Origin of the sequence: Collinsella aerofaciens (assembly GCF_028207065.1) — a bacterium.
Classification (GTDB): Bacteria; Actinomycetota; Coriobacteriia; order Coriobacteriales; family Coriobacteriaceae; genus Collinsella; species Collinsella aerofaciens_AR.
The window spans coordinates 1-25,483 of the sequence record NZ_JAQLFP010000029.1 but is presented as its reverse complement, the minus strand read 5'-3'; the positions used below and the strand labels follow the sequence as shown (position 1 = coordinate 25,483).

The window sequence follows — 25,483 nt, the reverse complement described above, 5'->3', positions numbered from 1 at the left end:
CACAGAAAGGATGACTCATGACCAACCCCATGCAGTTCCCCGACGGCTTTGTGTTTGGCGGCGCCACCGCCGCTTACCAGGTTGAAGGCGAGACCCGTACGCACGGCAAGGGCAAAGTGCCCTGGGACGATTTCCTGGCTGCTCAGGGTCGCTTCTCCCCCGATCCTGCAAGCGATTTCTACAACAAGTACCCGGTCGATATCGACCTGTGCCAGCGCTTCGGCATCAACGGCATCCGTGTCTCCATAGCTTGGAGCCGTATCTTCCCCAGTGGCACCGGCGAGATTAACCCCGAGGGCGTCGCTTTCTATCACGAGCTCTTTGCCACCTGCAACAAAGCTGGCGTTATCCCCTATGTCACGCTCGATCACTTCGATACGCCCGAGGCCTTTTACCAGGACGGCGGCGAGGGATTCCTGACGCGCACGACCATCGACGCCTTCGTCGAGTACGCCAAGTTCTGCTTTGCCGAGTTCACCGAGGTCAAGCACTGGTTTACCTTTAACGAGATTCCCGCGACCGCCGAGGGCAGCTTTATCGTCGGCAACTGGCCGCACGGCGAGAAGTATCGCCTGGACAAGGCCTTCCAGCTCATGCACAACATGATGGTAGCCCACGCCAAGGCTGTCGTCGCCTTCCATGAGGGCAGCTTTGAGGGCGAGATCGGCATTGTCCAGAACCTGGAGCCCAAGTATCCCCTCGACCCCAACAACGCCGCCGACTGCGAGGCGGCTCGCATGGCCGACGTCATCAACAACCGCTGGGTACTCGACGCCACCTTCCGCGGCCACTATGCAGCCGACACCATGGAGGCTGCGACCAAGCTGGCCCATATCGCCGGCGGCGAGCTCGACGTCCGCGACGAGGACATCGCCGCGCTGACCGCCGCGCTCCCCTACAACGATTGCCTGGGCGTCAACACCTACAAGTGCCAGTTCCTGCGTGCCGCCGAGGGCGAAAACGACATCAACCACAATGGCACCGGCGACAAGGGCTCCTCGCGCTGGTTCCTCAAGGGCGTGGGTGAGTCATGCGTGCGCGAAGGCGTACCCACCACCGATTGGGACTGGATTATCTATCCCGAGGGTCTCTACGACCTGCTGCTGCGCATTAAGAACGATTACCCCAACTACAAGAAGATCTACATCACCGAGAACGGCATGGGCTATAAGGACGACTTTGAGGACGGCTTTATCGACGACGCCCCTCGCATCGATTACATGCGCCAGCATCTCGCGTGGATCCTCAAGGCGATCGACGGCGGTGTGAACGTCGACGGCTACTTTGTGTGGTCGCTGCAGGACCAGTTCTCCTGGACCAACGGCTATAACAAGCGCTACGGCCTGTTCTACATCGACTTTGAGACCCAGAAGCGCTATCCCAAGGCAAGCGCGTACTGGTACAAGAATGTCGCGGAGACCGGCCTGCTCATGGCCTAGTTTCCGCCGCATACTCCCTGTCGGCCGCATACGAATCCCAAACCGGTTCGTATGCGGCCTTTTTGTTTTGGCTCGGCCCGAGCAGACCGTTTGTCTCGATCTGTAACATCTAGCAGGGATTTTCGACCCCAATTGTTACAGATTGAGATGAACGGGAGCACCCGGTTCGAAATATCTAGATCTGTAACATCTGACTCGCTTTTGGCCGCCTAGATGTTACAGGTTGAGACGATTCGACGGCACCGGCAGCATGGACACATCGTGGTACAATTGTGTCCCAACGCAAAGGAGGTACCCATGTCAGCTTGTGTGCCCGTCCGAGATATGAAGGACACTGCTGCATTCACCACGCTTGTTGAGTCTGAGCGCGACGTCACCGTAACTAAGAACGGCTACGAGGCCATGCACTGCATCAGCAGCGACCAGTATCGCCTCATGCAAGAAGAAATCGCCAAGGCAAAACTGCTGTCTCGCATGATGATGGCAGAAGACGAAATATCGCAAGGCGACTACAGCGACTACGAATCCTTCGCGGCTTCGATGCGAGACAAATATGACCTATAACGTCGTAATCCTCAAAAGCGCGCGGTATGAGTACGAAAGTATTGTCGGATACCTTGCTCAAATCCTCAAGAATCCGCGTGCAGCAGGCAATTTTGTCGCTGAGTTTGAATATCAGCTTGACCTGCTTCGCGAGCAGCCGCTCCTACGGCCTCTCTCCCATATACGAGAGCTGGCGGCACGCAATTATCGATCGTTTCCCGTCAACAACTACGTGTGTCTTTACAAGTGTGAGCGCGATACGATCTATATCGCCCATGTCTTTCACCAGTCACAGGACTACGCCCGCCTGGTCTAGCCCGGCAGCACGAGCTAGCAGATGACCTGCGTGTGTTCCTCGATGGCGGCGCGGTCCTCGGCGGCGATACCTGGCTCGCACACCACGGCGTCTAAATTGTCCAGGCGACAGAAGGTATAGAAATCGCGCTTGCCGATCTTGCTGGAGTCGGCGATCAGATAGCGCGAGTCTGCCTTGCTAAAAGCGAGCTGCTGGATACGGCCCTCGTCCATGTTGGACGTAGACACGTCACCGTCCAAGATGCCGTTGGCGCCGATAAACGCCGCATCGATGCCCAGCGCGCGCAGGGTATCCTCGGCCGTTGGTCCCACAAAAGCGGCGGTGCGGCGACGGTACATACCGCCCACGAGGCACAGCTCGCAGTCTTCGCGCGCCTCGAGCAGGTTAAACACCGAAAGCGAATTGGTCACAATGCGCAGGCGAAACGTCGGCAGCATCGAGGCCATCTGCTCAACCGTGGTGCCCGTGCCCAAAAAGATGGTCGAGCCCTCCTCGATAAGCTCCACAGCACGGCGCGCAATCTGCAGCTTTTCCTCGGCATGCTTAGTGCGCTTTTCGCTGTGCGAATACTCATGGCGCAACATAGCGTGCGGACGGCCCTGTGCACTGCGGGCTCCGCCGTGCACGCGCTCGATCTCGCCTAGGCTCGCAAGTTCTTCGAGGTCGCGGCGAATCGTCATGTCCGAAACGCCCAACGCATCCGAAATCTCTTTGACCGAGACCGTGCCCTGCTCCTCGAGCAGCTGACGAACCTTATCCTGTCGCTCTGCCTTAATCACGATGAATCCTCGCCGTTCTTTGCGCGCATATCATTCAAACAGTAACGAACAAATTGTATCAGACTCGTACGCGTCAAAAATGAACGCCCGCACAGCTCCAATCATCACTTTTTTGAGAAAAATACCCCCAGCTTTAGTGGGGTGTAGTGATAATCTCGCCTGTTCGCGCTACAGTTTGTCGGAAATACCTCGATGTTAGGAACCAAATGATCACTTCCGAGCTTTTCGGCACCGCGCCGTGCGGTACCCCCGTTCATCGTTACACCCTCGACGGGCCCGAGATCTGCGTTCGCATTATGGACTATGGCGCCACGGTGCTTGGTATCGATGTGCCCGACATTCCCGGCAACGTGCGCGATGTGGTGCTGGGCTTCGATAAGCTCGAGGATTACTTTGACAACCCCGCCTGCTTTGGCGCGACCATCGGCCCTGTGGCAAACCGCACCGCTGGCGCCACGATCGCCATCGACGGCACGGACTGGCATATGCCCGCCAACGAGGGCGCCAACAACCTGCACAGCGACCTTAAGCACGGCCTGCACAAACGTGTGTGGGATGTTGAGCTCGACGAGGTCCATAACGCCGTGCGCATGACCACCTCGCTTAAGGATGGCGAGCTGGGCCTGCCCGGCAACCGAACCTTTACGGCCGTGTTTACCGTTACGCGCACCGGCGTCTTCCGCATCGATTATGGCTGCGAGAGCGACCGCGCCACCTACGTGTCCATGACCAACCACACGTACTTTAACCTTGCAGGCCATAACGCCGGCATGGACTGCGAACATTTCTTTGTCGCCAACGCCGCCCACTACCTGCCCATTAACGAGCAGAACATCCCCACCGGCGAGATTGCTCCGGTCGAGGGAACACCGTTTGACTTTCGCGAGCTTCGCCCCGTCGCACCCGGCATGGAGGCCGACGACCCGCAGATCAAGCAGGCCCGTGGCTACGATCACTGCCTGTGCATCGATGGCTATCAGTACGGCCGCAACCTGCGCCGCGCGATGCACGTCGAGGAGATGTGGACCGGTCGTGAGATGGACTACTACACCACTGCCCCGGGCGTGCAGCTCTACACCGGCAACTGGCTGGGCGACGAGCACGCCAAGGACGATGCCAACTATGGCTGGGGCGCCGGCTTTGCCCTCGAGGCCGAGATGTACCCCGACACGCCGCACCAGCCTCTGTTCCCGCAGGGCATTGTGGGCCCGGGCCATCCCTACAGCAATGTGATCGAATACCACTTTATGAGGCACTAAGCCCGCAACGCGACATATCGCACAGCAGCGCCCGCCGACACCACCGCCAGCGGGCGCTTTTTCATCTTTTAGGCTCGTTTTTTCTGTGACTGTATAAGTGACATATCAAAACTATGCCCATTTACTACGTTTAGCCCGGGATGCTCGACCATGCACCGGTTTTTGTTAAATTCGCAAGCCGTCTACCTGCGGTTTTGTTTTTCTCAAATTCGACATGCTCGGCGATAGCCGACCAAACGTAGTAAATGGGCATAGTTTTTGACAGGCGGCATCGCGCGCATCCCTCGCAAGGGCAAAATGATCCGTTTTCCTCCGTCCCCAAGGGATCAGTTGAACAGATTGCCAATGGGGTCGGGGGCGGAACTGGGGAGATAACGGATTTCTAGCTCTATGCCGAGCTTTTGCAACTCTTTGAAGGCGGCGATGTCCGTATCGCCTACGGCAATGGCAGGCGTTGCAGAGCGCTTGCCCTCCCTCGCCCGCATATGGCCGATGCTGATCTTGGTTATTGGCACACCGCCCTTAACCAGCGCGAGTGCATCCGTGGGCGACGCCACCATGATGAGAATCCATTGGCGCGGCGTTGCGGTATAAATGATGTCGATGGTCCTTTGCACCGAGAAAAACCGCGTCCAAACGCCTTCTGGCACCGCCACCCTCATTGGTGCCCATTGGCGCGAATCCGCCGCGATCTCATCGTTGACGATTAGGACAAGGTTGGAACCCACGGCTTCGTTCCACAGCTCAACGTCTTGCCCGTAAATGAAACGGTCATCGATACGCGTAAGAAGAATCTTGGGTTGAGCCATGGCTGCCCCATTCTGTTTGAGACCCATACGAGCGGGACGTCGACCACCAACTCAACAGCAGGTCAAGTAACAAATGGGCACTGCAGACATCACGCCTCTAATATTAGTGCATTTAAAGTGAGAAAAGCCGTCAGAACACTTGCGCGGATGTGCGATGTCCCGTATCATAGACAGCCGTTGACGCCTCAGTTGCGTCATCATATGGCCGCCAGCGTAGCTCAGTTGGTAGAGCACCGCTCTCGTAAAGCGGGGGTCACCGGTTCGAGCCCGGTCGCTGGCTCCATTACACAAGATAGCCGCCTTCGGGCGGCTTTTTTGTTGCCGATTTTGAGTGCGTGCGCGCCAATCCAAACATCGCCACGTCAACGGCGGCCCACTCGGTGGACTTCGGGTTTAATGCTTAGGGGCGGGGATTTACCAAAGTGAAATCTTAATGAAAAGAAACCCAGCTGCAACAATTGCCATGGTGAGGGCTCGAATTGGCCATATAGATCTAAAATAGTCACGATATACAAATGTCGAGAGACGTTGGGGATATAGATGAAAAGAACTAAGGGTTTTCTTTTGTTGGTATTGATGCTGCTCGGACTGTTCTGCCTGAGTGGCCCTTCTTGGGCCAAGGCTGTCTGTCCTGAAGGTGAGCCTCAGCAGTCTTATACGGGCAGTCTGCTGATAACTGCTAAGGAGGGCGATGCCGACTCTCAGTCTTGGGTAAATCCCCTTGCCACTTTTGAGGGGGACGGCGGAACGGTCAAGCTTGACCATATTGGTAGCGGGATTTTGAGGTGGCAAGTTCTTCCGGACAAAATTGCGAACGATCCCTTCTCTTTTGCTGGAACGATATATCTATACAAGGTTGTGAGCGGAAAACAAAAATACGTCGATTGCTATCCGACAAACGGGTCTGGAATTGCATTCACCGGCATTTCGGGGCAGATTGATACACATGTACGAAAGGGAACCTATGTGGTGCGTTGGGTTGGAGCTGCTGCAGGCCCGATATGGATTGCGGTCTTGCGCCCCGATGTCCAAATAGGTTTCTCTCTCTAGACGGGAAGTTGCTCATGAACGCCATATACGACGGGGATGACTGGGTCGATCATTATACTTGGCGCCTGGTCGGCTCGAACGACAATGGGGATGTGGTGTTTGATGGACTATGTCCAAAGCATCTTCATCCTTTTGTCTCGTCGTTAATTGAGAGTTCCGCTCGTGTTGCCCCCTACAGCTCGGCATCGCTTCATGATACGGACGTTTTGAAGACCATAAGGGAATCAATTGACGAGGGCACGATGAGCGGCCCGCTGTTTTCTCGGCTTGTGGGGCTAGATGAGATTGGCTCGAAACGACTGCTTGCGGGCGAAAAAGTGGAACTCACTTATCGGTCGATGATTTCAATCTTGCGGCTAGCCGATGTTCTTCGCAAATAAATGAGGCTTCCCTATTCAAAACAGAAAACCCCGCCAAACGTGATTTCCCTAGGGAAAACCCGTTTGGCGGGGTCCTAGCGTGATTTCCCTAGGGGAATCACGCCATCAGACGAACAGCTCAGCCGAGCAGCTCGCTACTCCTCCCAGTAGGCGTCGGCAAGCAACTTAAAGCAGATCTTCTTGACCGGCTGTGCGCCATCGCCCGGGAACTCGAGCGTGGGCATGTGGGGCTCGCCGGCAACGAACAGCGCGAATTTGTCGTCGGCAAGATCGCCGGCGATCGAGGCGTCGGAATCGACCAGATCATAGTCGTCCTTCTCGTCAAACTCCTGGACCAGCGTCAGGCTGCCCGTAGCGACCTTGAAGGCCTCGCGACCCTCGACGTCGATCTGCAGGTCGTGATAGCGCTGATGCGTCTCATAGTGAGCCTCAGCCTCGGGACGCGTCGTGGGAGACATGACGTTCGCAAAGACCTTCTCACCCAAAATCGGATGGCTGCCGACCTCGAGCTGTGCCGGGTCGTTCTCCTCGAGCCAGTCGATCAGCACGTCGAGGCCCTTGAGCATTCCGCGGTATTCCTCGATATCGCCCAATGCGCCGTAAATCATCTAAATCCCCTCTCGGATCGTTTATTTGGCAGCTACTCGGTAAATGCATTACCGACGCTGTTGCCACCCACATACGTCTCGACCAGGGTAAGGTCGGGATTGAACACGACAGCATCGGCGTCGCGCCCCGGCATAATGCTACCGCACTTGCCGTCAACTCTAACCACAAGTAAGCAACCGATGCCGGGGGCGGCGCACAAGCTCCTACAGCTCGGTCACGACAACGCCGTTGTAAACCTCGTCCCAACGATCCATAACCAAGTGGCCAGTCATGGGATCCATGGCATTGAGCTTGCCGCAGGTGTTGGCGGTACGCAGCACCGTCTCGTCATCCGCGCCAGCAGCAATCGCATGCGCGAAGCCGGCAATGGTCGAATCGCCAGAGCCCGTAGCGTTAACGGCGGGGATATCGGGGGTCTTGGCGCGGAATGCACGGCCATTATGGAAGCCCACGGAGCCGGCAGCGCCCATGGACACGACGACCCAGGGGATATCGGAGAAGCGGGCATCAGAGGCGAGCGCGGCGCGGAGCTCGTCCACATCGTCGGTGGTAAAGCTCGTGCCCAGAAGGCCGTTAATCTCGGTCAGGTTAGGCTTGACCAGCTCGGGCTTAATTTCGGACTTAAGGGCGGCCTCGAGCGAAGCACCCGAGGTATCGAGCAGCACCTTGGCGCCGGCGTTCTCGGCAATACCCGTGATCTTGGCGTAGTAGCCTGCCTCGACACCACGGGGCAGCGAACCCGAGATGGTAACGACAGCGGCCTTGCTCGCAAGCTCGGCGAACTTGGCGGTAAAGGCATCGAGCTCCTCGGGGGCAATCGTCGGGCCGCTCTCGAGTAGCTCGGTCTGGTTGCCGGCGTGGAGGATGTTAAGGCAAATGCGAGTCTCGCCCTTGATGGGTACAAAATCATTCTTAATGCCGTTGGCATCCATGAGCTCGGCCATGTAGGCGCCCATGTGGCCGCCGAGTAGACCGGTTGCCACAACGTCGTCGCCCAGCTGACCCAGTACACGGGCCACGTTGAGACCCTTGCCGCCGGCGGTCTTTTCGGGCGTCACACGGTTAACGTCGTCGATAATGAGCTCATCGAGCTGATAGCGTGTATCGACGGACGGGTTCATCGTAACGGTGAGGATCATTTTTAGCTCCTTATCTCGCAGGCTCCTTGTGCCTCGCGATACGAGTCGACAAAACGGAATTACAGAATCTCAATCGTGAACGAGCGAACGACGGTCTCCTTGGGCTTGGCGACAAGGCAGCCACGCTTATGCTCAAGCACGTCGTCCTCATCGGAGCAGGTCGAAAGGCCGCCCCAAGGCTCAACTGCCACAAAATCACCCTCGGGCTTGCTCCACACAATGAGATATGGGAAGCCCTCAAAGCTCAGGCGGACGCCCTTGTCCTCGCCCTTTTTGGAAAGCGTGACCTGGCGGCTCTCGAGCACGTCAAAGATGGTCTCCGCAAAATCGAAGAGCTCGTGCGACAGGGGCAGCGTCTTTCCCACCATGGGGTTCTTGGAGCGCTTGTCCACGTCAATCAAGCCAGTCGAAGGGACAGCGGTGCAAAGCTCTGCAGCCTCTTCTTTCTCAAAGCGCAACTCGTAGTCCGTATAGGCCTCGCCCTCATCGAGCGGGCACCTAAAGCCGGGATGCCCACCGATAAAGAACGGCATGTCCTCGGTGCCCTCGTTGGTAACCTCATAGGAGACACGCACGGCGGCGTCCTCGAGCGTATAGCGGGCGACGAGCCTAAACGGATACGGATAATCGCTCAGCAGCGCGGCGTTATCCTCCGAAGCCAGGCACATAGCCAACTCGTTCTCGCCTTGGCTCAGCAGCTTCCACTCCTGCTTGCGCGCAAAGCCGTGGCGAGCGAGCTTTACATGATGCCCGGCAAACGTCATGGCGCTGTTGTCGCGCAAGCCTCCGCAAATCGGGAAGCAAATCGGCGCCTGGCCGGACCACACGGTGGGATCACCCTGCCACAAGTACTCGCGACCTCCGGCCTCAATCGAGGTAAACGAGCCACCAGCCGTGGAAACCTTAATAGAAATCGAATCGTTGGAGAGAGCGTATTCCATTACCCATCCTTTCGAACAACTGCTTTATTTCACGCAAGCGCCCGTTTCAATCCTAACCATAGAACAAACCCGCACGCTCATCGATGCGTCCGGTATCCCGGCCATGTAACGGGGTACCATACAGACATTGATGCAATTACAGCTGAAAGGCCTTCTTATGCGAACCATCATTCTTTATGCCTCACGCCACCACGGCAATACGAAAAAGCTCGTGGACGCCATCGTCGAGGCGCACCCCGAAATCGATACCCTCGACGTGAAAACACTCGGCAAAAACGAGTATCCCAACCTGCACGAATACCATCTGATTGGTGTCGCCACGGGCATCTATTACTCCGAGATCGACAAGGACATGGCACGCGTGCTCACTAACGTGTTGCAGCCGCAGGACAAGGTGTTTGGCCTTATGACCTACGGTGGCAAAAACAAGTGGTACGGCAAGGATATCGATGGCATCTGCCGCATGAGGCAGGCCATCTTTATGGGTGTCTACGGCTGCCCCGGCTTTGATACGTGGGGGCCGTTCAAACTCACCGGCGGTGTCCAAAAGGGGCACCCGACCGCTGAGGAAATTAAGGGTGCCGTCGACTTCTTCGACAAGATCGAAGACGAGTATGGAGACATCATCGTCGAAGAGTACGCCAAGCGCGAGAAGCGCCTAGCATACGAGAAGGAGCATCCTGCAGGAGGCCTGGTGGCCGGCGTTAAGCGTACGGCAAAGAAAATCGCTAGCAAGCTGTAACTGTAAAGGTGCTTTTGAGCGTTTAACCCGTACGGCGGGTCCGAGCAGATTCGGGCCCGCCGTCTTTTTCTTTCGTTACTCGGTAAAGGCGTTGCCGACGCTCTGGCCGCCAACATACGTCTCGACGAGGGTGAGCTCATGGTCGAACACGACAAAGTCGGCGTCGCGACCCGGCATGATGCTGCCGCACTTATCCTCGATGTGCGCGGAGCGTGCCGGCACCTCGGTTGCCATGCGAATGGCGATATCGGCGCTGGCGATGCCCCAGTCGACGATGTTCTTGACGCCCTGGGCAAGCGTGAGCACCGAACCGGCAATGCTCTTGCCATCGGCGAGCCAGCACAGGTTGTCCTTCATGATGACGTCCATGCCGCCGCTGGTGTAGCTGCCCTCGGGCATGCCGCCGCAGCCCAGGCAGTCGGTGATGAGTACCGTGTGCTGCCAGCCCTTGGCCTGCAGCAGCGCCTTGATGGCGGCAGGGTTTACGTGCTTGCCGTCACAGATGATCTCGGCGTAGGTCTCGGACGTGGACATAGCAGCACCCACGACACCGGGCTCACGGTGATGCAGCCCGCGCTGGCCGTTATAGGTATGCGTAAAGCAGCTGGCACCGGCGTTGATGGCGGCGATGCACTCATCGTAGGTGGCGTCGGAGTGACCGATGCTGGTCACCACACCCTTGGCGTTCAGAGCAGCCGCATAAGCAGCGGCACCGTCGCGCTCGGCCGCCATGGCGCTCTTAACGATGCGACCGCCCGCAGCCTCCTGCCACTGATCAAAGACCTCCTCGGAGGGATCGATAAGATAAGCGGGGTTCTGCGCGCCCACGTGCTTCATGGTAAAGAAGGGGCCCTCCAGGTAGATGCCCTGAATGCGAGCACCGCAGAAGTCGGGGCCGCGACCCTCGTCCGCCTGAGCGATGGCGGCGCAGGCGTCCTTGATCTGCTCGACGCCATCGGTGAACGTCGTGGGTAGCCAGCTGGTGGTACCGCGACGGGCGAGCTCAGTCGAGCTGATATCGATACCCTCGGGGTCGTTATCGGTAGTTGAGTGGTTGTAGAAGCCATGGATGTGGGTATCGACCATACCCGGTGCGATCCACGATCCCGTGTAGTCCTTGATCTCGCAAGAGGGCTCGTCGGCCTGCCAGGCGCCAAAGACGCCATCCTCGACCATAAGATAGCCGCCCAGCTGCGGACCTGCCGGCAAGAAGAACTTGTCAGCCTTAATTGCGTACGTGCTCATATGCACTCCTTGCTTCTAAAGCAGTTGACTATGGTGATGCTTATACCCGGTCCAAGTGAAAACAAAAAGCGCCCGCCCGCCGTTATGAGCGGACGGGCGCCCTTACAGGGGGGACGCGATTAAGCGGTGAAGGGGTGAATCGTCACGCCCTTAACCACGCGGTTGACCGTGCCGGTGGGGCTCGGCGTATCGGGCGTGTTGCCCACGCGCACGGAGTTGAGCAGGCTAATGGCCTGGGCAAACATCACGAACGGCAGGGCAAGGTAGCCCTCGGGGAGTGCCTCATAGCCCTTAAAGGTGAAGGACTCGCCCTCGTAGACGGTAGCGCCATCCTGCTGAACGGCAACGGTGTGCTGAGCGATCTTGTCGCCACCGATCTCGTTGAGGATGTCGATGTCGTACTGACGGGTGTAGGCGTCGTTGTTGACGAACACGAAGACGAGCGTCTTATCGTCGACGAAGGACTTAGGTCCGTGACGATAGCCCATGGAAGTGTCGTAGGAAGTAGCGACCAGACCGTGAGCAAGCTCGAGAATCTTAAGCTGGCTCTCCTGAGCAAGGCCGCCAAAGGAGCCGGAGCCCAGGTAGGTCACGCGGTTGAAGTCGCCAGCGAGGTAATCGGCGACCTCGGACTCGCGAGCGATGACCTCCTCGCCCATCTTGGCGATGGTCTCGACCCACTCGGCCTTCTGCTCGTCGGAAGCCTCGTCAAAGATGAGGGTAGAGAGCAGGGTCATGCAGGTGTAGGAACCGGTCATGGCGAAGCCCTTGTCGTTGGCGCGCGGGATGAGCAGCGTCAGCGCATTGGGGTCATCAGCGGACTCGACAGCGAGCTTGCCCTCGGGCGCGCAGGTGATGTTGAGGAACTTGACGTTGTGGACGAGCTCCTTGGCAACGGCGACGGCAGCAAGGCTCTCGGGGCTGTTGCCGGAGCGGGCAAAGGAAACCACGAGCGTGGGATCCTCGGCGCGCAGGAAGTCGCGCGGTGCGCTCACGATGTCGGTCGTGGCGATGGGCTTAAAGTCGTAGAGATCAGTGTTGCCAGCGTGACGCAGGTACGGGGCGCAGGTATCGCCAACGTAGTCGGACGTACCGGCACCGGTGAAGACAACGGACAGACGGCCCTCGCCCATAGCGCGAGCCTCGGCCAGGAAGGCCTCGATGGCCTCCTTGTTCTCGCGATAGATGTTGAGCGTATCACGCCAAAGCTCGGGCTGCTGAGCAATCTCGGCCGTGGTGATCTGGGCGCCGAGCTCGGTGAGCTCCTCGACACTCTTCTCGAACATTTCTAATACCTCTCTCTAGAAGTAATCCTCTGACGTGCAATTATACACTTCGGTTGGTTATCTGGTAGTAACCAGTTAAATACAAAGAATCATCATATGGAAACGGTGCAGACACTAATCGCTACGCTGGTGGTAAACCTTGTATTTAAACTGATCGGCACGAGCAACCGAGAGCGTATACTCCACAACCTCGTTTGACTCGTTATACGTAGTCCTAACCAAATCGAGCACAGGCGAGCCCTCGACGATTTCCAAAAGGTGGGCATCGGTGGGACGGGCTATGCTCGCATAGAACTCCTCTTCGGCCACGCGTATTTTTTGCTTAAAGTCTTGCTCAATCACATCGTAAAGCGGCTTACGCTCCAGCAGCGGTCGCTTTAGGGACAGAAATTGACGAACCGGTAGATAGCTACGTTCGACCATCATGGGCATGTTGTCGGCAGAACGAAGGCGCTTGAGCTTAAAAATGCGATCACCGATACGTAATCCCATATGCTCGGCCAGATTCTTATCGGCCTCCATCTCGCAAAAATCGAGAATCGTGGTCTCGGGGTCGCGACCCATCGCGCGCATCTGCTCGGTAAAGCTGTAGGACTGCATAAGATTGGTTGCCTTTGCCGAACGGTCGGTCACAAAGGTACCGCGACCGTGCTGCCGAACCACCAGTCCTAAACGCTCCAGTTCCTGCAGAGCCAGGCGTACCGTAGTGCGCGAGAGACCATAGCGCTCCGAAAGTTCGCGCTCGGAAGGAATCATGTCACCGGCGCGATATTCATGGTCAATCTTTTCGGTCAGAATATCGACCAGCTGATCGTACAGCGGTTGCTTGCGCGCTCCGATCGCCATCCTATCCTCCCTTTTGCTCAAACTAGGCTACTACCTTGGGTGTTTAGCATTATCTGTCCGCCACACCCGAATCATCAAGAAAACAAAAGCCGCGCGCTCTTTCGAGCACGCGGCTTTTAACATACACATGGCTTAAGGGGTCGGGGTGTGAGCCGCGTAGGGACACACCCCTCAAGCTAGAGCCTTACCAGATGCTCGGCCAGAGACCAAGCGGGCCAGCGCCCAGGATGCCCAGAACGAAGAGCAGCAGAATGCCCTTGGTCGGGGTCCAGCTGTGCTTAGCGAACATGTAGTAAAGCAGCAGCGTAAGCATAAGCGGGACGAGCTTCGGGACGATGGTGTTGAGGGTGTCGGCAACAGAGAAGTTGACCGGATCCTCGGTGACGGTGCCGTAGGTAACGGACTCCATGCCGTTGCCCAGATCGGTGACGCCGCACTCGACAGCGTTGCCGTCGGCATCGGAAGCGGTGAGGGCGTTGCCGTCCTCATCGGTCATGGCGATGGTACCGGCCTCAGCGGTCTCGGTATCGATGCCCTCCATACCGGTGAAGTTCTCGGCCTCCTTCTCGGAGACGATCACGGTAGTAGCGGAGAGGCCACGGGTGGTGCCGTTGGGGATCTGGAGGTTGATCTGGGTGCCACCCATGGTGACGACCAGGCAACCGACGACGAAGACGCCCATAATGGAAGCGGCACGCGTGAAGGCCTGCATGTTGGCAGTCAGAGCGTCAATAGCGCTGGTGCCAAGCTTGTAGGACCAGTTCATGAGCCAGAAGCGCAGAGCGAACTGGACGACGTTGAAGATCACCAGGAAGATGATCGGCGCAGCGGCGTTGCCGTTGATGGCCATGTTGGAGGTGATGCCGGCCGTGATAGGCACGAGCGTCAGCCAGAACAGGGCGTCACCGATACCACCGAGCGGGCCCATTGCGGCGACGCGGACGGCGCGGATCGTGGGGATGTCAACCTTGTTCTGCTCGAGCGAAAGCACGATACCCATAACAAAGGTGACGAGGAACGGGTGGGTGTTGAAGAACTCCAGGTTGTGGCTCATGGAAGCCGCGAGGTCGTTCTTGTTGGTGTGGATCTTCTCCAGACCGGGGATGATGGAGTAGAGCCAGCCAGCGGCCTGCATGCGCTCGTAGTTGAACGATGCCTGCAGGAAGCAGGAGCGCCAAGCCATCTTGTTGAGGGTCTTCTGGTCGAGCTGCGGAGCAGGAGTAAGATCCTCGTAGTGCTCCGGGATCACATACTCATTAGATGCCATCTTCGAAGTCACCTCCGTCAGAAACAGCTGCACCCTTCAGCTCGGTCTGCTGCTGGAAGTCCCAGAAAGCGATGCCGAAGCCGATGAGAGCGAGGATGAGCAGAGCAGGGGTTGCCAGAGAATCGTTGGCAACGGTGATGAGCGCGAGGCCAAAGCCCATGAGGAAGAAGCCCCACATATCACGGTTCATCATAACCTTGAGCAGGACGGCGAAGCCGACGAAGCGCATCATGCCGCCTGCAGCGGAGAGACCGGTCTGCAGCCAAGTCGGGATGGCGGAAGCGATGGTCTGACCGATGGTAGCGCCAGCGATGAAGAACAGGGTGACGACGACAGCGAAGATCAGGCCGAGCAGAGCCATGGCGAAGTAGTTCAGACGCTCGATACCCTTGGTGTCGGCGTTGTGAGCCATGTTGTCCGCGGAGGACATGAGCGGCGACATAAGCGTGAAGACCAGGGTAACGCCGAGCTGACCAAGCAGAGCGAACGGAATGGCAAGGCCGACTGCCGCGTTGGGCTCGAGGCCCGTAGCGATAGCGAGAATGGCTGCCATGATGCCGCCGATGACGGCGTTAGGCGGCTGAGCACCTCCGATCGGCATGTTGCCGATCGTCATGAGCTGATAAGTACCACCCACGAGAAGACCGGTGTTGAGGTCGCCAAGGATAAGACCAATGACGGCGCCGGTGACGATGGGCTGATAGAGAGACTCGAGGAAGTTAAACTGGTCGATTGCCGCGACGAACGTGACGATGAAGACCAGAGCGACCTGGAAGATCGTGTATTCCATCTTGCTCCTCCTTTCAAAATGTATGTACGCACTTTGGATTTCACGTACAGAATGTCAGGGTTTCACTCCTGACAACGTGGATCACGAAGACTACGAGAAGAGCTTGCTCGTGTCCTCAACAGGCGTGCTCGGAACGCGCCTGATCTCCAACTCCACCCCCAATTCCTGCAGCTCTTTAAACGCAGCGACATCCTCGTCGTTAACTGCGACGGAGGTGGCGACTTGGCGCTTTCCTTCCGACATGTGCATGTTGCCGATGTTTACCTTCTTTATAGGCACACCGCCCTTGACGAGCGTAAGCACGTCTTCCGGTGTTTCGGCCACGATGAAGATCTTCTGGCGCGGGCTCGCCTTGCCAATGACGTCGATGGTCTTCTGCAGAGAGAAGAAACGCGTAGCGACGCCGGCGGGAGCGGCCATCTTCATGAGGTTCTGGCGCATGGTGTTGGTCGCCACGTCGTCGTTGGCGACGAGGATGAGGTTGGAGCCCAGGGTGGAGTTCCACTGGGTGGCAACCTGACCATGAACCAGTCGGTTATCGATGCGGGTAAGAAGAATGTTGGGTTCTGCCATGTTGATCAGCTTCCTTTCGTTATTTGCTGACGACAGTTACTTGATCTCCTGAATCGCGTAACGCGAAACATCTACGACGGCACCGGATCGGACTTTGATCTGGACCTTTTCTCCTTCGATGCCCTTGACGGTTCCGTAGATACCGCCGGCGAAAAGAACCTCCTGACCCGGTTTGAGCTCGGTGTGCAGCTCCTTGAAGTACTTCTGCTTCTTCTTCATGTTGATTTGCGACCAGATGGTGTAAATCAAGCCCATGACGACAAGCAGGCCTAAAAGAGCGACCGAGGAGCTCAGGACGCTGGCTCCGAAATCGGCCATTAGATGCCGTCCTCGTCACCGAAGATATCCTCTTCCTCGGCACCAGCGACGGAGGCAACCGTCTGGGCGGTGATGCCCGTCTGGCCAACGGTCACGGCCTGCTCGCCAAGCTCGGCGAGCGTAGCGTTGCCGCGGAGGAACAGAAGCTCAATAACCATGGGAAGGTTCGTGCCAGTCAGAATCTCGACGTTGTCGACATCCTGGGCAATCATCATTGCCTGGTTGAACGGGGTACCACCAAGCAGGTCGGTAAAGACGAGCACGCCATCGCACTCCTCGCGCATGGCGGTGATAGCGGCGCGGAGATCCTCACCGTAGGAAGCAGCCTGGTCGCCCTCGAAAGGAACGACGGTAAAAGCGGGCTGATCACCGGCGACCATAGCGATAGCGCTTGCGAGGCCGGGTGCGAACTGTCCATGACCGGTAAGAATAAAGCCAACCATTCAAATTTCCCTTCCGAAGGTGTGTACGATCTGAGTCCGATGTTTTCGGAAGCCAGCGGGCGGACGCCCTTAAAGCTTCTTGGAAAGCGTTCTTTGAAGACCAGTGGTCTCTCAACTGGTAGTAACCACGTGACGTGTTGTTGTCACTATATCACCACAGAAGAGGTTGCTTTCGTTGATTCATACAGTAAAACGTTTTTGCACCGTTCACGGTGAAAAATCGACCGTTTACCGCTCGTTAACACTTCTACCTGCGGTTTTGAAACCGTTTCGAAATGATTTGACGAAAGATCGGAACTTTTTTTGTGTCTAAACAACGCAGGGTGGCTAAAAATGGCGTGTAGAAAAATTGCAGGTCATTGTGAAGATTTGTGAATTGGTCTTTTTGACTTAATACCAGTTAGAACCAGTTTCGATATTATCGGTGAACGGTAGTTTTCGACCGTTCACCGGTTATTTGCAATCGTTTGCGGCCGTTTTCCAGGATGAATTGAGGATACCCGATGAAGCACTTGCACGGGCGCAAGTCCTATCCTAGTGGTTTCGGTAACAAAATGCCCGCTAGAACGTTGTCGTTCTAGCGGGCTTAATCAGGTAGATCGGTTAGCGCGCAGTAGTGCAGACAGATCTTACGCAAACAGGCCGTAGATGCTGATGTTGGCCTTGGCGTAGAGGCCGTTAGCATACTCGGTCCACTTGGAGCTGGCACTCGAAGCCTGCGAGGAATACTGCTGGTAGGCGGTGTAATAGGCGGTCATGGCCTGCTTGTAGGTGGCGCTATCGGCCGTAAAGGCATCGTCAGCGAAGGCCTTGGCATAGGTGCTGTCGGCATCCTTCCAAGTGCCCTTTGAGCTATCCCACTCATCGCCGACAAGGTTGATGATGTAGTCGGCGTAGTCCTTGCTCGCGGTCTCCTCGTTGCCGTCAGAAGGCTCGGTCGGGGCGGTTGGCATGCTTGCGGAGCTATCGCCCACCTTCTTCTTGTAGAGCTTCTGCAGCGTCGCGGACTGGCGGACGATCTGCTTGGCCTGGTCCTTGGACACGCCGTACTGTTTTGCCATGGTGTCGTAGTCCGAGGTGCCGATAGAATCCTCGGCGTACTTCTTCATCTCCTTAGAGGAGACGGTAATGCCCTCGTCCTCAGCAGCATCGAGCAGAATCTTGTTGCGCACGTAGGACAGGATGACGTCGGCAGAAGGAGCGGTGTAGTTGTCGTCGCTATCCTTGACGGTGTCGAGGCTGTACTGGCTCTCGATGGCCTCACGCGCGGTGATGTCGTTCTTCTTGCCGTTGTAGCTATAGCTTGCCACGGTCGAATCGAGCTGGTCCTCGGTCAGGGTCGACGAACCGACACCCTTGCCGCCAAAGCCGCCATTGCCAATAAAGAAGCCGACCACCGCAGCGATCACGACTGCAACCACGAAGGCGGCGATCATCGTCTTCTTGTGCTTGGATGCATGGTCGTCCGCGTCGGAGTCGTCGTCCTCGTCCTGTTCCTCGGGCATGAGGTTCTCGTCGGCGGCGTCCGCGGCGACCTTTGCCTCCAGGCGAGCGTCCTCTTCCTCGGCGGTCGTGCCGGCAGCAATGTGCTCGGCAGACGTACCGGCGACCAGGTCGATCTTCTCGTCCTCATCACCGTCGGGGCCTTCGCCGCGCTCGATGATCTGGATGCCGTCGATCTCGTCCTTCTCGTCCTTCTTTTGAATCAGACCCATATCAGTTACTCCTTGTTAGGAAACATAGTCCTCAATAGAATACGCCCGACGGAGCGCCGGGCGTATTGATTCTTAGGTTATACGCAAACACTTAAGTACTATTTAGGCGTTTGCAGCCTGCATGCCTTAGACCAGGTGCGCGATAACGGCATCGGCGAAGGCCTGCGTGCCCACGGCGCCCTCAACGGAACCGGTCTGGGCACGACGCACGTCACCGGTAACCTGTTCGCCCTCGTCGAGCGTGGCAGAGACGGCGGCGCGAATGCGGTTGGCCGCGTCGTTCTCACCCAGGTGATCGAGCATCATCGCAGCAGAGAGAATCTCGGCCGTGGGGTTGGCAATATCCTGCCCCGCGATATCAGGCGCAGAGCCGTGCGTCGCCTCAAAGATGGCGCAGTCGGCACCGATGTTGGAGCCGGGGGCCATCCCTAAGCCGCCCACCAGGCCGGCGCACAGGTCGCTCACAATGTCGCCGTACAGGTTTGGCAGCACCAGGACATCGAAGTCGTTGGGGTTCTGGACCAGGCCCATGCAGGTGGCGTCGACGATCTTGTCGTTGAACTCAATGTCGGGATAGTTGGCGGCCACCTCGCGCGCAACGCGCAGGAACAGGCCGTCGGTCGCCTTCATGATATTGGCCTTGTGCACAGCCGTCACCTTTTTGCGGCCGCAGCGGCGGGCATACTCAAAGGCGTACTCCACAATACGGCGGCTCTTGGCGATAGAGATGGGCTTGATCGAGATGGCGGAATCGGCGGCAAAGGTCTTCTGACCCGAGCGCTCGACAAGCTGTGAGAGCTCCTCGACCTCGGCTGCGCCCTCGTCGAACTCGATACCGGCGTAGAGGTCCTCGGTGTTCTCGCGCACGATGACCAGGTCAACGTCGCGGAAGCGCGAGCCGTCGCCCGGCTGCGACAGGCAGGGGCGCACGCAGGCGTACAGATCGAAGTGCTTACGCAGAGCAACATTGACGCTGCGGAAACCCGTGCCGACCGGCGTGGTGATGGGCCCCTTGATGGCGACCTTAGTCTCGGCAACCGCATCGAGCACATGTTGGGGCAGCGGCGTGCCAAACTCGTCCATGACGCCGGCACCGGCCTCCTGGACGTTCCAGTTGATCTGGACACCGGTGGCCTCGACCACGCGGCGCATGGCCTGCGTAATCTCGGGACCGATGCCGTCACCGGGAATCAGGACTACATCGTGCGCCATAATCTGTTACTCCTCGTCTTCGGCGTCGTCAGATTTTTTAACGCTAGCACGCTTCTTCTTTTTGGAGAGATCCAGGCCAAAACGTTTAACAAGCATTTCGCAAATCTCGCTCGAACGCGCCTTGAGATAGCTGCCCTTGCCGTTCTCGGCATCGAACTTAAGGCGCAGCGCAAGCTTCTCGGCAACCTCGGCGTCGATCTCGCCCTGGCAAAACTCGTACAGGCAACCGAGCATATCGCGATACTCAAGGTCGCCGTGGTAGCACTGGATGGCCTCGTCCAGGATGGGCCAAGCCTCGCGCGAACGCTCGACACTCGTGGCGCCCCACACGCACAGCAGGCGGAAGGCGGCATAGCGCAGCGTGGAGGAGATCTCGTCGAACAGTGCGGTCTCGGCGCCCTCAAAGGCATCGCCCAGCTGCTCGGGACAGGTGGTGGCGAGCGCCGTCAGAGCATCGAGGGCCTCCCAGCGGGTCTGCGCCTCGGGGCGGTCGAGCGCCTCGATCAGCGCGGGTACGCAGGGCTCGACGCGCTGCGGATCGCGCTCGGCAAGCAGGTGCAGCACGCGGGCGGCAAACTGGCGGATGCGGCGCGTGGGGCAGCCGAGCTCCTGGACCAGGCGATCGACGGCGTTCTCGTTCTCCTCTGCCAGCTGGAGCTGTGCCAGCTCCTCGTCGGTGAGCTGTTCGTCTTTATTTTCTGCCATAGTTACCTCTTCTTACTATTTCTTAGCATGCTTGCCAGCACCCTTGCTGTCATCGGTGACCGAGATGAGCTGTCGGTCGGCCGCGCCATTGCGACGTGCACGGCGGCGTTCCTCGGCATCGCCCGCGTCGGCGGCGGCGCGGTGAGCCTTGTTGACGTTAAAGACCTCGTCGTGCTTGCGCCACGGGCCGACGGACTCGCCAAAGCTCATCTTAAGGCCGGCGATAAAGCCGCCGAGCCAGCCGATCGGCGCAAACTGCACCAGCGGGAACAGCGAGAACACCCAGGTCAGCAGGACGACTGCCGCCGCTCCCGCAAAGTTGGCGATCCAGTAGTCGCGCTTGGTGATGACGCGCTTTTCGCACGCCCACTGGCCGCACAGAAAGCCGATGTATATCGCAAAGAGAAAGAGCACCAGCGCAAGCACCACGAACGTCCAGCTCATGGGCGCTACTCCCCGTGATGGTGGCCGCAGCAGCACTCGTGACCGTCGTCATGGGCATGGCCGCTGCAGCACTCGTGGTCCTTGCCGTGATGGTGGCCGCAACCGCACTCATGGTCGTCGCCGTGCTCGCCGCAACCGCAGCCGTCCTCGTGAGCACCGTGCTCTTCGGGACGATACTGCGACCAGTCCAGACCGGCGGCGATGGCATCGGCCTCCTCCTTGTAGAGGACCGTGATGGCCTGGGTGCCCAGTTTGGCGCCACCGATGGCGTCGAGCATGTCGTAGAGCGTAAAGGCAACGTCGGCGCCGGGCAGCGCGAGCTCGCGGTCATCGGCGTAGGCGAGCGCCAGACGCAGGTCCTTAATGAAGTGCTCGACCATAAAGCCGGGCTTGTAGTCGCCGTCGAGCGCCTTGGGAGCCAGGCTCTCCATGGCGCCGGACTTGCCGGTGCCGCCCAGGATCATCTGACGGGTCTTCTCCAGATCAAGGCCGCTCAGCTCGGCAAATGCCATGGCGTCTGCCATGCCGACCATGCAGGCGCCCAGCGACACCTGGTTGGCGAGCTTGGCAGCCTGGCCCTTGCCGGCACCGTCGAAGCAGCAGATGTTGGCCGCAAAGGTGGAAAGGATATCGCGGACCGGAGCGATGTCGTTTTCGGTAGCGCCAACGATAGCCGTAAGCGTGCCGGCGATAGCACCCGACTCGCCGCCGGTGACGGGGCAGTCAAACGCCATGCGGCCGGAAACCTGGGCGGCCTCGGCAATGTCACGGGCGAGCTCGGGCGAGCTCGTGGTGAGGTCGATCAGCACCGCGCCGGGCTTAGTGCAGGCCAACAGGCCGTCGCCCGCCAGGTAGAGCTCCTCGACCTCGGAGGGATAGCCCACCATGGTAAAGACGACATCGGCGTTCGCCACGGCATCGGCCGGCGTATCGGCCCAGGCGGCACCGCACTCGATTAGCGCGGCGGCCTTGGACTTGGTGCGGTTGTTGACCGTGACAGGATAGCCAGCATCCAGGATGTGGCCGGCGATGGGGGCACCCATGATTCCGGTGCCGATAAATGCGACAGAGAGCTTGTTTGCCATGAAACCTTTCCTTTTTGGGTTGGGTGTTGTTACCAGGTTGAATACTCGGTGCCAGCGTTTGGGCTGTGAGTTGGGATCGATTACGGCCGCGTTACTTGCCTACTGACCGCGCACGCGGCGGGCGATGCGGTCGGAAAGCGACGCCTTGTCGGCGCGGTTCTTGCCCCAAAACGCGCAGGCCACCATGCCGGGGCCCACGTGCGAGCCGATGGTGGGACCCACGGAGCTGCGAATGATCGTGACGTCGGCGCAGCCCTCCTCCTTGCGGATGGCGGCTTCGAGCCAGTCGCCGTCCTTTTCGGCATCGGCCGTCATAATGGCGATGGGCATAGTGCGATCGGGCACGTAGTTCTCACGGAACGACTTGAGGATGGACTTGAGCGCCTTCTTGCGGCCGCGGTTGACGCCGATCAGCGACAGCGAGCCGGCCAGGTCGTAGGAGAGCTCGGGCTTGACATCGAGCTTAGCCGTGAGTTGCGCCGCCGCGGGCGGAATGCGACCGCCGGCAGCCAGCGCGTCAAAGCTCTCGAGCGTAAAGTAGCCGTGCACGTAGGTCTTTGCTTCGTTTGCCCAATCGACCAGCTGCTTGGCGGTCAGTCCCGCCGAACGCTGGCGCACGGCCTCGAGCGCCAAGAGCGCGCCGGTCGCGCAGGGCAGAGCGTTGTCGACCACGTAGAGCTCAAAGTTGGGATACTCGGCACGCACGGCATCTGCCGCCTGGCACGCGGAGTTGTAGCTCGACGACAGTGCCGAGGTAAAGCACAGGTAGACCGTGGGCGTGCCCTCTTTGGCGCACTCGGTAAAGAACTCGATATAGCGACCGAGCGACACAGCCGAGGTGGACACGCGGGCGCCGGCGCGCATGCGGTCGTAGAACTCCTTAGGGCTCATGCTCGACCAGATGTCGTCCGTGCGCTCCTCGCCATCGATAATGAAGGGGAAACCCAGGATATCGACATCAAGGTTCGCGGCGACCTCGGGACTAAAGTCGCAGCAGGTATCGACGACGATGCGGCAACGGTCCGAATGGCCGGTAGATGCAGCCTTGTCCATCAAAGCGACTCCTTACGTAAAAAGGCGGCCACCCGCATGGGATGGCCGCCAACCGTTAACTCATGCAAGTTAACGTATTTTACTCGTCAAGTGTTTCGATGCGGGGCTTGATGATGCCATATCCACCATTCTTACGGTGATACACCACATTGATGAGACCGGTCGTCGCGTTCTCGAACACGTAGAAGTCATGGCCGAGCAGATCGGTCTGCACCAGCGCCTGCTCCTCAGTCATCGGGGTGACATCGATGACCTTCTCGCGGACGAGCAGGTCGTCCTCCTCCTCGGGCAGCAGCAGGTCGGCCAGATCCTCGACGCGCTCGACCGGCGCGACATCCGCTGCGCTGGCACCGCCCTGGCGGTTGTCCACGACCTTGGTCTTGAACTTGCGCAGCTGGCGGGTGACCTTATCGGCGGAGAGGTCGATGGCAGCGTACATATCTGCACCGTGCTCGGCAACGCGAATCACCGAACCGCGGGCACGAACCGTAACCTCGACGATTGCCGGGTTGGGGTTCGAGGGGTTCTTCTCATAGCGAAGCACGACGTCGACTGTCATGGGCTCGATATCGAAAACCTTGAGCGCCTCGCCGATCTTCTCGTCCACATGCGCACGCAGAGCATCGGTTACCGTCGTCTTGCGTCCAGAAACCTTGATATCCATACGTGGCTCCAATCTGCCTCGGGGACTTACTGTACTGGCTATGTACCCATTGCCGTGCATTTAATCACGCGGATTCCCAAAGACCCGAATAACGATTGCTTGATACCGCATACCGAAGTCTCGCACTTTTCCGTGGCAAAGTGCGCTATAGGAGGGAGCCGGCGGCTTTGGTTTTGCACCTAAAAAATGTCTTTGAACTGCTGGTTTTATGGGAACGAAAAAGCCGGGCTCCCCTGTTGGGAGAGCCCGGCAATGCGTGTTGAAACCGTGAAGAGGCGCCTCTCCTAGCGCATAGGAGAGGCCACCCCTAGCAATAACTAGCTATTGAGTTTGTTAATGTCGTCGTCGGTGATAGTGCCCTCCTGGCTGGACGATTTATCCTCGGAGGATGCACCCTCGCTGCTCGAATCGGAGGATGCGGACTCGCCGGATCCGGTGTCGGTCGACTGCACGTCGGCGCCCGAGACCGTCTTGGTGGTGAGGTCATAGGGCATCGTGCCGTACCAAACGGAGTGGACCGCCTCGAGCGTGCCATCGACCGTGATACCGTCGAGGGCATCGCTCACGGCACGGCATAGCTCGTCGTTGGCCGCGACGCCCGCGACGCCGAGCGTCGAGGGCGTCTCGAGCGTGCCGACGTAAGAGACCTGGCTCATCAGGCGCGCAAGGTAGCCGCCGGCCGTGGAGTCGCAGATCACGTAGTCGACCTCGCCGGACTCGAGTGCCTCAAAGCACTCGTTGATGTTGGAGAAGGTCTTTTGGTTGGCCGTGATGCTCTGCTTGGCGAGCGCTTCCTGCGAGGCCGAGGAGGTCTGAACGCCCAGGGTAGCGGTGTTAAGCGTTTCGGTGGAAACGCTCAGAGACTCGCCGTCGCTCGTCTTTCCGAACACTGCCGCAGCGTCGTACAGGCAAGTACCAAGCGCGCTGATGTCACCATCCGTGGAATTGATGTCGCCAATGAAGATGTCGGCCTTTTTGTCGCCAAGCGCGGAATCGGCAGAAGACGCATCGACGAAGGCAACCTTAAGGCCCATACGGCTTGCAAGGGCACGAGCGGCATCGACCGCATAGCCCGTGAGGTTTCCGTCGGCGTCCTGCATGGCCTGCGGGGCATCAGACGTATCGAGGGCGACCGTCAGGATTCCCGGCGTGACCAGGGCATCGTCCGACACCGCCGGCGTGACAGCCTCGTGCTCGATCTGGTCGATCGTGGGCGTCGTGAACGTGGACAGTGGGTTGAACGCGCATCCGCTCAGACCCAAAACGGCAATGACCGCCGCGGTCCCAGCACCTAACCGAGCCGCGTGCACCAAGCTGCCCCTCACCATGTCCACTACCCTGCCTTCTGTGTCGTATACAATCCGTGCGTTGCGCGGAATAACTGGTTGTTCCCACCAGCTGACCTGGTATTTGACCCCACACTTGCGCACCGGGGTGTTTGCTCGGGAGGCCGCAGCCACCTTCACGACTGGCCCGCTCGCCCGCGAGGCGGTATTGCCCCAAAGAAAGTAGAACGGACGGTGCGGCTTACATCTAGGACGCGCCATGATCGCGCCGCGCGCACGCGGTCGCTTACGTGGATCCCTTTGACCGCGTCTGTCTTGGACTAGGATGGACATTTCGTCCGTCCGCAACCACAGCCTGGCAGGAACGTAGCGCATTATAGCCAAGTTCAAGCTAAAGTTTAAGGTTAGGGGCGTCATTCGCACCGTGAGCACAGATTTTGCAGGTCGGAGCGGACCATTCGTGCCCCCATCAGAACCACCCTTAAAAAGGGTGGTTTGCTCTTAGGGTATAACCCACGGGCCCCGGGCTCGCGTCTAAAGGCGCG

At 58.6% G+C, this 25,483-nt stretch carries 29 protein-coding genes and 1 tRNA gene; 8 read left to right on the top strand and 22 right to left on the bottom strand.

Annotated elements, in window-relative coordinates:
* The first annotated feature begins 17 nt into the window (after positions 1-17).
* The 3 genes from lacG (at position 18) to PMX72_RS08475 (ending at position 2,298) form a co-directional block, all read left to right on the top strand.
* Positions 18-1,439 carry a 6-phospho-beta-galactosidase gene (gene lacG / locus PMX72_RS08485; protein ID WP_271729496.1) on the top strand — a complete coding sequence of 474 codons (1,422 nt, stop codon included), beginning with the start codon at positions 18-20 and terminating at the stop codon, positions 1,437-1,439.
* Positions 1,440-1,736: 297 nt separating this feature from the next.
* Complete coding sequence (locus PMX72_RS08480) at positions 1,737-2,003, top strand: type II toxin-antitoxin system Phd/YefM family antitoxin (RefSeq protein WP_271729495.1); 267 nt, start codon at positions 1,737-1,739, stop codon at positions 2,001-2,003.
* Entirely contained in the window at positions 1,993-2,298 is a 306-nt protein-coding gene (locus PMX72_RS08475; protein ID WP_271729494.1) for a type II toxin-antitoxin system RelE/ParE family toxin, read from the top strand. The genes PMX72_RS08480 and PMX72_RS08475 overlap by 11 nt, the downstream gene beginning before the upstream one ends.
* A gap of 14 nt (positions 2,299-2,312) precedes the next feature.
* Here the strand turns inward: PMX72_RS08475 and PMX72_RS08470 are convergent, their stop codons facing one another.
* Positions 2,313-3,077 carry a DeoR/GlpR family DNA-binding transcription regulator gene (locus PMX72_RS08470; protein WP_233540578.1) on the bottom strand — a complete coding sequence of 255 codons (765 nt, stop codon included), beginning with the start codon at positions 3,075-3,077 and terminating at the stop codon, positions 2,313-2,315.
* Positions 3,078-3,283: 206 nt separating this feature from the next.
* Here PMX72_RS08470 and PMX72_RS08465 point away from each other — a divergent pair, with 206 nt between their 5' ends.
* Positions 3,284-4,336, top strand: coding sequence for an aldose epimerase family protein (locus PMX72_RS08465; protein WP_271729493.1), 1,053 nt, complete (start codon positions 3,284-3,286; stop codon positions 4,334-4,336).
* A 326-nt stretch (positions 4,337-4,662) separates the two neighbouring features.
* Here the strand turns inward: PMX72_RS08465 and PMX72_RS08460 are convergent, their stop codons facing one another.
* Positions 4,663-5,145 carry a PTS sugar transporter subunit IIB gene (locus PMX72_RS08460; RefSeq protein WP_271729492.1) on the bottom strand — a complete coding sequence of 161 codons (483 nt, stop codon included), beginning with the start codon at positions 5,143-5,145 and terminating at the stop codon, positions 4,663-4,665.
* Between the two features lie 207 nt (positions 5,146-5,352).
* Between PMX72_RS08460 and PMX72_RS08455 the strand changes: the two genes are divergently transcribed.
* The 3 genes from PMX72_RS08455 (at position 5,353) to PMX72_RS08445 (ending at position 6,575) form a co-directional block, all read left to right on the top strand.
* Positions 5,353-5,428: transfer RNA gene (locus PMX72_RS08455), tRNA-Thr, on the top strand.
* A gap of 257 nt (positions 5,429-5,685) precedes the next feature.
* Complete coding sequence (locus tag PMX72_RS08450) at positions 5,686-6,195, top strand: hypothetical protein (protein ID WP_117766461.1); 510 nt, start codon at positions 5,686-5,688, stop codon at positions 6,193-6,195.
* A gap of 14 nt (positions 6,196-6,209) precedes the next feature.
* Complete coding sequence (locus PMX72_RS08445; RefSeq protein WP_117766459.1) at positions 6,210-6,575, top strand: hypothetical protein; 366 nt, start codon at positions 6,210-6,212, stop codon at positions 6,573-6,575.
* Positions 6,576-6,709: 134 nt separating this feature from the next.
* On the opposite strand, the gene PMX72_RS08440 is transcribed toward PMX72_RS08445, so the two are convergent.
* Genes PMX72_RS08440 through PMX72_RS08425 form a run of 4 tightly spaced genes read right to left on the bottom strand, consistent with a single transcriptional unit; the run spans position 6,710 to position 9,264 of the window.
* On the bottom strand, positions 6,710-7,183 hold the full coding sequence (locus PMX72_RS08440; protein ID WP_089572396.1) for a NanQ anomerase/TabA/YiaL family protein: 474 nt from the start codon (positions 7,181-7,183) through the stop codon (positions 6,710-6,712).
* Between the two features lie 32 nt (positions 7,184-7,215).
* Complete coding sequence (locus PMX72_RS08435; protein ID WP_255413760.1) at positions 7,216-7,350, bottom strand: hypothetical protein; 135 nt, start codon at positions 7,348-7,350, stop codon at positions 7,216-7,218.
* Positions 7,351-7,387: 37 nt separating this feature from the next.
* Positions 7,388-8,323, bottom strand: coding sequence for a hexose kinase (locus PMX72_RS08430; protein WP_117648435.1), 936 nt, complete (start codon positions 8,321-8,323; stop codon positions 7,388-7,390).
* Between the two features lie 59 nt (positions 8,324-8,382).
* Positions 8,383-9,264, bottom strand: coding sequence for an aldose 1-epimerase family protein (locus PMX72_RS08425; RefSeq protein WP_089572398.1), 882 nt, complete (start codon positions 9,262-9,264; stop codon positions 8,383-8,385).
* Positions 9,265-9,421: 157 nt separating this feature from the next.
* Here PMX72_RS08425 and PMX72_RS08420 point away from each other — a divergent pair, with 157 nt between their 5' ends.
* Positions 9,422-10,006 (top strand): NADPH-dependent FMN reductase family protein, encoded by a 585-nt coding sequence (locus PMX72_RS08420; RefSeq protein WP_089572399.1) that lies wholly within the window; start codon positions 9,422-9,424, stop codon positions 10,004-10,006.
* Positions 10,007-10,081: 75 nt separating this feature from the next.
* On the opposite strand, the gene nagA is transcribed toward PMX72_RS08420, so the two are convergent.
* The 16 genes from nagA to PMX72_RS08340 all read right to left on the bottom strand — a co-directional run bounded on the left by nagA (position 10,082) and on the right by PMX72_RS08340 (position 24,980).
* On the bottom strand, positions 10,082-11,251 hold the full coding sequence (gene nagA, locus PMX72_RS08415) for an N-acetylglucosamine-6-phosphate deacetylase (protein ID WP_117646248.1): 1,170 nt from the start codon (positions 11,249-11,251) through the stop codon (positions 10,082-10,084).
* 119 nt (positions 11,252-11,370) lie between these two features.
* Positions 11,371-12,537 carry an AgaS family sugar isomerase gene (locus PMX72_RS08410; RefSeq protein WP_117640368.1) on the bottom strand — a complete coding sequence of 389 codons (1,167 nt, stop codon included), beginning with the start codon at positions 12,535-12,537 and terminating at the stop codon, positions 11,371-11,373.
* 114 nt (positions 12,538-12,651) lie between these two features.
* Positions 12,652-13,383: a GntR family transcriptional regulator gene (locus PMX72_RS08405; protein ID WP_117635805.1), complete on the bottom strand. Its 732-nt coding sequence runs from the start codon at positions 13,381-13,383 to the stop codon at positions 12,652-12,654.
* Positions 13,384-13,567: 184 nt separating this feature from the next.
* Positions 13,568-14,650, bottom strand: coding sequence for a PTS system mannose/fructose/sorbose family transporter subunit IID (locus tag PMX72_RS08400; RefSeq protein WP_022094609.1), 1,083 nt, complete (start codon positions 14,648-14,650; stop codon positions 13,568-13,570).
* Positions 14,640-15,440, bottom strand: a complete 801-nt coding sequence (locus PMX72_RS08395; RefSeq protein ID WP_035137676.1) for a PTS mannose/fructose/sorbose/N-acetylgalactosamine transporter subunit IIC — start codon at positions 15,438-15,440, stop codon at positions 14,640-14,642. Before PMX72_RS08395 ends, PMX72_RS08400 begins: the two co-directional genes overlap by 11 nt.
* A gap of 90 nt (positions 15,441-15,530) precedes the next feature.
* Complete coding sequence (agaV, locus tag PMX72_RS08390; RefSeq protein WP_117716286.1) at positions 15,531-16,013, bottom strand: PTS N-acetylgalactosamine transporter subunit IIB; 483 nt, start codon at positions 16,011-16,013, stop codon at positions 15,531-15,533.
* 36 nt (positions 16,014-16,049) lie between these two features.
* The gene (gene yajC, locus PMX72_RS08385) at positions 16,050-16,331 is read right to left on the bottom strand and encodes a preprotein translocase subunit YajC (protein WP_117564749.1); all 282 of its coding nucleotides are present in this window, start codon (positions 16,329-16,331) and stop codon (positions 16,050-16,052) included.
* Positions 16,331-16,774, bottom strand: coding sequence for a PTS sugar transporter subunit IIA domain-containing protein (locus PMX72_RS08380; protein ID WP_117564748.1), 444 nt, complete (start codon positions 16,772-16,774; stop codon positions 16,331-16,333). The genes yajC and PMX72_RS08380 overlap by 1 nt, the downstream gene beginning before the upstream one ends.
* A gap of 629 nt (positions 16,775-17,403) precedes the next feature.
* On the bottom strand, positions 17,404-18,489 hold the full coding sequence (locus PMX72_RS08375; protein WP_271729491.1) for a hypothetical protein: 1,086 nt from the start codon (positions 18,487-18,489) through the stop codon (positions 17,404-17,406).
* A 126-nt stretch (positions 18,490-18,615) separates the two neighbouring features.
* Positions 18,616-19,701 carry an isocitrate/isopropylmalate dehydrogenase family protein gene (locus tag PMX72_RS08370; protein WP_117743273.1) on the bottom strand — a complete coding sequence of 362 codons (1,086 nt, stop codon included), beginning with the start codon at positions 19,699-19,701 and terminating at the stop codon, positions 18,616-18,618.
* A gap of 6 nt (positions 19,702-19,707) precedes the next feature.
* On the bottom strand, positions 19,708-20,406 hold the full coding sequence (locus PMX72_RS08365) for a HEAT repeat domain-containing protein (protein ID WP_117772900.1): 699 nt from the start codon (positions 20,404-20,406) through the stop codon (positions 19,708-19,710).
* Between the two features lie 15 nt (positions 20,407-20,421).
* Positions 20,422-20,850 (bottom strand): hypothetical protein, encoded by a 429-nt coding sequence (locus PMX72_RS08360; RefSeq protein ID WP_055310425.1) that lies wholly within the window; start codon positions 20,848-20,850, stop codon positions 20,422-20,424.
* Positions 20,851-20,855: 5 nt separating this feature from the next.
* Positions 20,856-21,935, bottom strand: coding sequence for an NAD(P)-dependent oxidoreductase (locus PMX72_RS08355; protein ID WP_271729490.1), 1,080 nt, complete (start codon positions 21,933-21,935; stop codon positions 20,856-20,858).
* Positions 21,936-22,034: 99 nt separating this feature from the next.
* Positions 22,035-22,988, bottom strand: a complete 954-nt coding sequence (locus PMX72_RS08350; protein ID WP_271729489.1) for a DegV family protein — start codon at positions 22,986-22,988, stop codon at positions 22,035-22,037.
* Positions 22,989-23,067: 79 nt separating this feature from the next.
* Entirely contained in the window at positions 23,068-23,652 is a 585-nt protein-coding gene (gene hpf / locus PMX72_RS08345; RefSeq protein ID WP_035137685.1) for a ribosome hibernation-promoting factor, HPF/YfiA family, read from the bottom strand.
* A gap of 317 nt (positions 23,653-23,969) precedes the next feature.
* Positions 23,970-24,980: a substrate-binding periplasmic protein gene (locus PMX72_RS08340; protein WP_271729512.1), complete on the bottom strand. Its 1,011-nt coding sequence runs from the start codon at positions 24,978-24,980 to the stop codon at positions 23,970-23,972.
* Positions 24,981-25,483: the final 503 nt, after the last annotated feature.

Coding starts and splice junctions, on each gene's coding strand:
- PMX72_RS08465 (WP_271729493.1), top strand. CDS start 3,284: ATGATCACTTCCGAGCTTTTCGGCACCGCGCCGTGCGGTACCCCCGTT.
- PMX72_RS08355 (WP_271729490.1), bottom strand. CDS start 21,935: ATGGCAAACAAGCTCTCTGTCGCATTTATCGGCACCGGAATCATGGGT.
- PMX72_RS08365 (WP_117772900.1), bottom strand. CDS start 20,406: ATGGCAGAAAATAAAGACGAACAGCTCACCGACGAGGAGCTGGCACAG.
- PMX72_RS08350 (WP_271729489.1), bottom strand. CDS start 22,988: ATGGACAAGGCTGCATCTACCGGCCATTCGGACCGTTGCCGCATCGTC.
- PMX72_RS08445 (WP_117766459.1), top strand. CDS start 6,210: ATGAACGCCATATACGACGGGGATGACTGGGTCGATCATTATACTTGG.
- PMX72_RS08405 (WP_117635805.1), bottom strand. CDS start 13,383: ATGGCGATCGGAGCGCGCAAGCAACCGCTGTACGATCAGCTGGTCGAT.
- PMX72_RS08460 (WP_271729492.1), bottom strand. CDS start 5,145: ATGGCTCAACCCAAGATTCTTCTTACGCGTATCGATGACCGTTTCATT.
- PMX72_RS08370 (WP_117743273.1), bottom strand. CDS start 19,701: ATGGCGCACGATGTAGTCCTGATTCCCGGTGACGGCATCGGTCCCGAG.
- PMX72_RS08425 (WP_089572398.1), bottom strand. CDS start 9,264: ATGGAATACGCTCTCTCCAACGATTCGATTTCTATTAAGGTTTCCACG.
- PMX72_RS08410 (WP_117640368.1), bottom strand. CDS start 12,537: ATGTTCGAGAAGAGTGTCGAGGAGCTCACCGAGCTCGGCGCCCAGATC.
- PMX72_RS08395 (WP_035137676.1), bottom strand. CDS start 15,440: ATGGAATACACGATCTTCCAGGTCGCTCTGGTCTTCATCGTCACGTTC.
- PMX72_RS08430 (WP_117648435.1), bottom strand. CDS start 8,323: ATGATCCTCACCGTTACGATGAACCCGTCCGTCGATACACGCTATCAG.
- PMX72_RS08420 (WP_089572399.1), top strand. CDS start 9,422: ATGCGAACCATCATTCTTTATGCCTCACGCCACCACGGCAATACGAAA.
- PMX72_RS08360 (WP_055310425.1), bottom strand. CDS start 20,850: ATGAGCTGGACGTTCGTGGTGCTTGCGCTGGTGCTCTTTCTCTTTGCG.
- nagA (WP_117646248.1), bottom strand. CDS start 11,251: ATGAGCACGTACGCAATTAAGGCTGACAAGTTCTTCTTGCCGGCAGGT.
- PMX72_RS08375 (WP_271729491.1), bottom strand. CDS start 18,489: ATGGGTCTGATTCAAAAGAAGGACGAGAAGGACGAGATCGACGGCATC.
- agaV (WP_117716286.1), bottom strand. CDS start 16,013: ATGGCAGAACCCAACATTCTTCTTACCCGCATCGATAACCGACTGGTT.
- lacG (WP_271729496.1), top strand. CDS start 18: ATGACCAACCCCATGCAGTTCCCCGACGGCTTTGTGTTTGGCGGCGCC.
- PMX72_RS08380 (WP_117564748.1), bottom strand. CDS start 16,774: ATGGTTGGCTTTATTCTTACCGGTCATGGACAGTTCGCACCCGGCCTC.
- PMX72_RS08450 (WP_117766461.1), top strand. CDS start 5,686: ATGAAAAGAACTAAGGGTTTTCTTTTGTTGGTATTGATGCTGCTCGGA.
- PMX72_RS08440 (WP_089572396.1), bottom strand. CDS start 7,183: ATGATTTACGGCGCATTGGGCGATATCGAGGAATACCGCGGAATGCTC.
- PMX72_RS08340 (WP_271729512.1), bottom strand. CDS start 24,980: ATGGTGAGGGGCAGCTTGGTGCACGCGGCTCGGTTAGGTGCTGGGACC.
- PMX72_RS08400 (WP_022094609.1), bottom strand. CDS start 14,650: ATGGCATCTAATGAGTATGTGATCCCGGAGCACTACGAGGATCTTACT.
- yajC (WP_117564749.1), bottom strand. CDS start 16,331: ATGGCCGATTTCGGAGCCAGCGTCCTGAGCTCCTCGGTCGCTCTTTTA.
- PMX72_RS08480 (WP_271729495.1), top strand. CDS start 1,737: ATGTCAGCTTGTGTGCCCGTCCGAGATATGAAGGACACTGCTGCATTC.
- hpf (WP_035137685.1), bottom strand. CDS start 23,652: ATGGATATCAAGGTTTCTGGACGCAAGACGACGGTAACCGATGCTCTG.
- PMX72_RS08475 (WP_271729494.1), top strand. CDS start 1,993: ATGACCTATAACGTCGTAATCCTCAAAAGCGCGCGGTATGAGTACGAA.